General features: G+C 44.1%; 5 protein-coding genes. 3 read left to right on the top strand and 2 right to left on the bottom strand.

Annotation, left to right across the window (positions count from 1 at the left end; translation table 11 throughout):
- The coding region (locus C3Z13_RS10910; RefSeq protein WP_103855931.1) for an IclR family transcriptional regulator at positions 1 to 675 on the top strand (675 nt) is incomplete at its 5' end.
- A 103-nt stretch (positions 676 to 778) separates the two neighbouring features.
- Here the strand turns inward: C3Z13_RS10910 and carB are convergent.
- Together carB and carA are read right to left on the bottom strand one after the other, a co-directional pair.
- Positions 779 to 3,973, bottom strand: coding sequence for a carbamoyl-phosphate synthase large subunit (gene carB / locus C3Z13_RS10905; RefSeq protein ID WP_103855930.1), 3,195 nt, complete (start codon positions 3,971 to 3,973; stop codon positions 779 to 781).
- Positions 3,974 to 4,045: 72 nt separating this feature from the next.
- The gene (gene carA, locus C3Z13_RS10900) at positions 4,046 to 5,176 is read right to left on the bottom strand and encodes a glutamine-hydrolyzing carbamoyl-phosphate synthase small subunit (RefSeq protein ID WP_103855929.1); all 1,131 of its coding nucleotides are present in this window, start codon (positions 5,174 to 5,176) and stop codon (positions 4,046 to 4,048) included.
- 311 nt (positions 5,177 to 5,487) lie between these two features.
- Between carA and C3Z13_RS10895 the strand changes: the two genes are divergently transcribed.
- Positions 5,488 to 6,225: an MlaA family lipoprotein gene (locus tag C3Z13_RS10895; RefSeq protein ID WP_103855928.1), complete on the top strand. Its 738-nt coding sequence runs from the start codon at positions 5,488 to 5,490 to the stop codon at positions 6,223 to 6,225.
- A gap of 30 nt (positions 6,226 to 6,255) precedes the next feature.
- Positions 6,256 to 6,750: a YfbU family protein gene (locus C3Z13_RS10890; protein ID WP_103855927.1), complete on the top strand. Its 495-nt coding sequence runs from the start codon at positions 6,256 to 6,258 to the stop codon at positions 6,748 to 6,750.
- Positions 6,751 to 7,069 lie beyond the last annotated feature (319 nt).

The raw sequence follows: 7,069 nt of genomic DNA, 5'->3' as shown, positions 1-7,069 counted from the left end.
AATAAAAGTACCGTACATCGTTTATTACAAGGATTGCAAAGCGAAGGCTATGTACAACCATCAGGAATTGCAGGAAATTATCGTTTAACAACAAAATGCTTAGGAATAGGGCAAAAAATGCTTGCTTCGTTAAACATTATTAATGTTGCGGCACCTTATTTAGAAGAGCTTAATCTTAGCCTTGGCGAAACCGTTAATTTCTCTAAAAGAGAAGATGATCACGCCATTATGATCTATAAACTTGAGCCCACCACAGGTATGCTACGAACCCAAGCCTATATCGGACAACGATTGCAGCTTTACTGTTCAGCAATGGGCAAACTTTACCTTGCTTACGAAAAGAATGAAGATTATCTCGCCCATTATTGGCAACAACAAAAACATAATATCAAGCAGCTTACTAGCAACACCGTCACAGATATTCATTTAATGGAAAAAGAGCTAAATGATATTCGACAAGAACAATTCGCAATGGATAGAGAAGAGAATGAAATCGGTGTGGTTTGCGTGGCTTGCCCAGTTTTTAATTACCACGGAATTGTAGATTACGCAGTTTCAGTATCACTTTCATCTTATAAACTGCGTCAGATTGGTATTCCTTATCTGCTAAATAAAATTCAAAACGTAGCAAGGGCAATTTCAAAAGAATTAGGGTATGAAAATATCGCAGAATAAATTCTCCCAACGAAAAACAGGCTGGTTTCCCAGCCTTTTTATTGATATAAAAAACTCGCGAATTTTACACCGCACTTTGCTTTTTTGGCATTTGCCCTTTTGCTTAATGTAAGTTTTGCAAGGCGTAAACCTTGTAATCATCTAAATTCTTCACGCTTTCCACTAAGGCTTCGGCGGCGGCGAGGGTGGTTTGGATAAACACTTTTTGTTGTAATGCGCTGCGGCGAATGGAGTGGCTGTCTTCCACGCTTTCAGGCAGGCTGCCTACGGTGTTTATCACCATAGCGATTTCGCCGTTTTTGATGGCGTCCACAATATGTGGGCGGCCTTCACGCACTTTATTGACGATTTGCGCGAAGATGCCGTTTTCGCGTAAGAATTTTGCTGTGCCGATGGTGGCACATAAGCCGTAGCCTTGTTCTTGCAAGCGTTGAGCGATAGGCAGCAAGCGGGCTTTGTCTTTGTCATCAACGGAAAGGAACACTTTGCCCGTTTTGGCAATGCGTTCGCCCGCCCCGAGTTGGGCTTTGATAAAGGCTTCAGCAAAGGTTTGCCCCACGCCCATCACTTCCCCAGTGGAACGCATTTCAGGCCCTAAAATGGTGTCCACGCCTGGGAATTTGATGAATGGGAAAACCGCTTCTTTCACCGCATAAAAGTGCGGTTGAATTTCACCTTGAATTTGTTGTTCGCTGAGGCTCATTCCTGCCATTACACGCGCGGCGATTTTGGCAAGTGGTCGCCCTGTGGCTTTGCTCACAAATGGCACGGTACGGCTGGCACGCGGGTTCACTTCTAACACATAAACCACGCCGTCTTGCACCGCAAATTGCACGTTCATTAAGCCCACCACGCTCAGGGCTTTCGCCATTGCCACTGTTTGACGGCGGATTTCATCTTGAATTTCATTGCTCAAAGAGTATGGTGGAAGTGAACAAGCACTATCGCCGCTGTGAATGCCCGCTTGTTCGATGTGTTGCATAATGCCACCGATCACCACTTGTTCGCCATCGCAAATGCAATCCACATCTACTTCAATGGCATTGTTTAGGAAATGGTCGAGCAAAATCGGGCTGTCGTCCGACACTTGCACCGCCTCACGCATATATTGATTGAGTTCGTCCACGTTATACACGATTTGCATTGCACGCCCGCCCAGCACATAAGAAGGACGCACCACCAGCGGATAGCCCACTTCTTCCGCCAATTTCACCGCATCAATGGCATTGCGTGCGATGCGGTTGTTTGGCTGTTTTAAGCCGAGCTGTTGTAAAATCTGTTGGAAACGCTCGCGATCTTCCGCCGCGTCAATGCTATCCGCCGATGTGCCGATAATCTTCACGCCATTTTCTGCCAAGGCATTTGCCAATTTCAGCGGGGTTTGACCGCCATAATGCACGATTACGCCATAAGGTTGTTCAACGTGAATAATTTCTAGCACATCTTCCAAGGTAAGTGGTTCAAAATATAAACGATCGGAAGTATCGAAATCGGTGGAAACCGTTTCTGGGTTGCAGTTTACCATAATGGTTTCAAAACCGCTTTCGCGAAGTGCAAGGGCGGCGTGTACACAGCAATAATCGAACTCGATCCCTTGCCCGATACGGTTAGGCCCACCGCCTAAAATCATAATTTTTTTCCGCTCCGAAGGCTTGGCTTCGCACTCTTCTTCGTAGGTAGAATAGAGATAGGCGGTGTCGGATTTAAATTCACCCGCACAGGTGTCCACCCGTTTATAGACAGGGTGAAGATGGAAAGATTTGCGTAAGTTTCGCACCGCACTTTCACTACTTTTCACTAGCTGAGCAATGCGTTTATCGGAGAAGCCTTTGCGTTTTAAACGGCGAAGCTCTGCATAATCGAGCTGATCTAGTGTTTTTTGCTCAAGCGCCAATTCTTCTTGCACCAAATCTTGAATTTGCACTAAGAACCACGGGTCGATTTTGGAATAATGATGCACTTCTTCCAAGCTAAAGCCTGCACCAAAGGCATCGGCAACGTAAAGAATGCGGTTCGGGCCGGGATTACCTAGCTCGGTGCGGATTTTCTCAGGGGCTTCAGACAGCAAATTGAAGCCACAAATGCCCGTTTCCAAACCACGCAAGGCTTTTTGCAAGCTTTCTTGGAAAGTGCGTCCCATTGCCATCACTTCGCCGACCGATTTCATTTGCGTAGTGAGGCGATCGTCCGCTTTCGGGAATTTTTCAAAGGCAAAACGAGGCACTTTGGTTACCACATAATCAATGGATGGCTCGAAAGACGCAGGAATTAGCCCGCCTGTGATGTCGTTCCGCAATTCGTTCAGCGTATAGCCCACCGCTAATTTCGCTGCCACTTTTGCGATTGGGAATCCTGTGGCTTTCGAGGCAAGGGCTGAAGAACGGCTCACACGCGGGTTCATTTCGATCACGATCATCTCGCCGTTAGCAGGATTAATGGCAAATTGTACGTTTGAACCGCCCGTATCCACGCCGATTTCACGCAGCACCGCAAGGCTGGCGTTACGCATAATTTGATATTCTTTATCGGTGAGGGTTTGTGCGGGGGCAACGGTAATGGAATCCCCCGTATGTACGCCCATTGGGTCGAAGTTTTCAATGGAGCAGACGATAATGCAGTTGTCCGCTTTATCCCGCACCACTTCCATTTCATATTCTTTCCAGCCTAACACCGATTGTTCGATAAGTAATTCGTGGGTTGGCGAGGCATCAAAACCGCGTTCGCAAATGGCGACAAATTCATCACGGTTATAGGCGATTCCACCGCCCGAACCGCCCATTGTGAAAGACGGACGAATTAAGGTTGGAAAGCCTACTTCTGTCTGTGCTGCCCAAGCTTCATCGAAAGTATGGCAAACAAAGGATTTTGGTGTATTTAAACCGATTTTCGCCATTGCTTCTTTAAAGCGTCCACGATCTTCTGCTTTATCAATGGCATCTTCGCTTGCCCCAATCAACTCCACGCCGTATTTTTTCAGCACGCCATTTTTGGAAAGATCTAAAGCACAGTTCAACGCAGTCTGCCCGCCCATTGTTGGCAAAATAGCATCAGGACGTTCTTTCTCAATGATTTTTTCCACCGTTTGCCAAGTGATTGGCTCGATGTAGGTAACGTCCGCCATATCGGGGTCGGTCATAATGGTGGCTGGGTTGGAATTTACCAGCACCACTTTATATCCCTCTTCACGCAACGCCTTACAGGCCTGTGCGCCTGAGTAGTCAAATTCACAAGCCTGCCCAATCACAATCGGGCCAGCACCGATAATTAATATTGTCTTTATGTCTGTACGTTTTGGCATCTTAGTTTCTCTTATAATATTTTTAACGTTGTGTATGGATTGTTAATCCAGCTTTGTGGCTCATCATTGGTTTTATTTTTGTTTAGCTTGTTCTAACGCCGCCACAAACTTATCAAACAAATAGGCAACATCATTTGGGCCGGGGCTAGCTTCAGGGTGGCCTTGGAAAGAGAATGCCACTTGATCGGTCAACTCAATGCCTTGCACGGAATGATCAAATAAAGAGCGGTGGGTTATTTTCACGTTTTTTGGTAGGCTGTGTTCGTCCACTTCAAAACCGTGGTTTTGGCTAGTGATGAACACTTTTTGCGTATCCAAATCTTGCACGGGGTGGTTTGCACCGTGATGCCCGAATGGCATTTTTTTCGTTTTACCACCTACAGCAAGCCCGAGTAATTGATGCCCTAAACAAATGCCGAAAATCGGTTTTTTCGTTTTGAGCAAGGTTTGAATATTGCTGATGGCATAATCGCAAGGCTCAGGATCGCCGGGGCCATTGGATAAGAAAATGCCGTCAGGTTGATAGGCTAGCACTTCTTCTGCTGAGGTTTTAGCTGGCACAACGGTGATTTTACAGCCTCTTTCGGCGAGCATTCGTAGAATATTATGCTTTACACCAAAATCATAAGCGACAATGTGATATTGTTGCTCTGGCTGCGGGTTGTAGCCTTTACCCAGTTGCCATTCTCCTTGTGTCCATTCATAAGGGGTTTGGCAGGTAACTTCTTGAGCTAAATCTTTGCCCGCCATTGAGCCAAAACCTTGTGCAAGCTCAAGGTTTTTTTTCTCATCAATATCGCCTGCCATAATGCAGCCTGCCATTGCACCTTTATCACGCAATAAACGGGTGAGGCGACGAGTATCAATATCCGCAATTGCGACGACATTATTGGCTTTTAGGTAATCAGCAAGGCTTTGATTGGCACGGAAGTTGCTGTGTAATAACGGTAAATCACGAATGATTAATCCGCTGGCATACACGGCATGGCTTTCTTGATCTTCTGTGTTTGTGCCAGTATTACCAATATGGGGATAGGTAAGGGTAACGATTTGTTGAAAATAAGAGGGATCAGTGAGAATTTCTTGATAGCCAGTCATTGAGGTATTAAACACCACTTCGCCAATGGTATGCCCATTTACACCGATTGATGTACCGTGAAAAACACTGCCGTCAGCCAAGACTAAAATTGCTGGACTAGACATAAAAACTCCTTAATTGTAGGTGAACACTTACGAATGCTCGTTAACCGAAATTTAGTGAAAAAGCACCGCACTTTGGTTTGGCGTTTTACGCTAAATTGCATTGGTGGTTAGCTCACAGGCTAAACGGGCTAATTCTAAAAGACAATAGCCCAATATTCAAGCAAATTCGTAAGGAATGTGTAGTATATTTATTCATTAATTTTGCATAAATAATCAATATAATGCAAGCGATTTATTTTTCTCTGATTTATTTTGTAGATTTTCACCAAGTTGTTTACAATGTACCTTATTTTAAGTAACAAGGCTTATTTATGAAAAAATCCGTATTACTTGCCAGCCTGGTGCTGGGTTCTGCAATGCTTACAGGCTGTGCGACCATTGATCCGCAAACTGGTGAGCGCAAAGATCCTTTAGAGGGCTTTAACCGCGCAATGTTTGATTTTAACTATCATGTCGCTGATCCTTATCTTCTTAAACCTGTTGCAAAAGGCTGGAAAAACTATGTACCACAGCCAGTGAAAACAGGTATTATCAATGTGGCGAATAACCTTGATGAGCCAGCCAGTTTCGTCAATCGCCTATTGCAAGGTGAATTTAAAAAAGCAATGGTGCATTTCAATCGCTTCTGGATTAACAGTATTTTCGGCTTAGGTGGTTTAATTGACTGGGCAAGTGCAAGCCCGCCTTTGCGTGTTGAAGAAAAACGCCGCTTTGGTGATACATTAGGTGCTTATGGTGTCGAAACGGGTACTTATGTGATGTTACCAATGTATGGACCAGCAACGCCACGCCAAGATCTAGGCAATTTAGTCGATACTACCTACCCAATGCTATCTTTGCTTGGCCCTTGGGGATTATTCAAATGGGGTATTCAAGGCATTGATCGTCGTGCCAAACTGCTTGATAAAGACGCCCTTTTACAACAAGCACAAGATCCTTATGTCACCTTCCGTGAAGCCTATTTCCAAAATTTGGAATATCATGTTAAAGATGGCAATGTGAGCAGTGAAACGCCCGCATTATCGGCTGACGAACTAAAAAGAAATTGACTAAAGACTAAAAATAAGAAGGAATGAAAAATGGAAATGACCTCAACACAGCGTTTGATCTTAGCCAACCAATACAAATTAATGGGCTTATTAGATCCCAATAATGCGGCAGCATATACCCGCTTAGAGACCATTGTAAAAGGCGGTTTTGGCTTAGAATTGAAAGAGTTAGATAAAGAATTTTCTAATCTTTCAGAACAAGAATGCCAAACTGTACGCGACACGCTGGAAATGTACCACGCCCTGCACGTTTCTTATAATAATCTCGGCGACAAATCTGCTGTTACGCCACACCGCTTACAATTTGCCGGTTATTGTGCGGTGCGTGAGAAAAAATACCTCAATTACTTACGTTTTATCACCACCACAGAAGGCAAATACGCAGAATTTATGCAATGCGAGCACGGTTGTGATTCACAAACGCCAATGTGGGATAAATACATCAAAATGCTCGAAGCGTGGCGCAGCTGCCCACATGAATATCATTTAAGTATGGCAGAAATTCAAAAAATCTTGAATGCTTAATGTGAAAACCACAGCATAGTGATCTGCTCCCTAAAAGTTGAATATGGTCAACCAATTAAGGAGCAGATTTTTTATGAAAAACATTATTCTTTAAGCCAAGAATGAGCAGGCATACATCAATCAGTGGAATATTACGCTCTCCAGCTACTCCCTAAATTATGTTTAGTATTATTAATGTTTCAAAAATATGATATTCATAGGCTCATTAATGACGCTATTTAACGAGAATAACTGTCAACCAGACGCAATATTCAAATGAAATTAAAAGGACTAAGCCCAGTGCAAGACAAGGCCTAGTCATTAAATTCATCTGAATTTT

This window comes from Avibacterium endocarditidis (assembly GCF_002921145.1).
GTDB classification, from domain to species: Bacteria; Pseudomonadota; Gammaproteobacteria; order Enterobacterales; family Pasteurellaceae; genus Avibacterium; species Avibacterium endocarditidis.
Note: the sequence above shows the minus strand (reverse complement) of the source record. Positions and strands in the feature narration are given on the sequence as shown.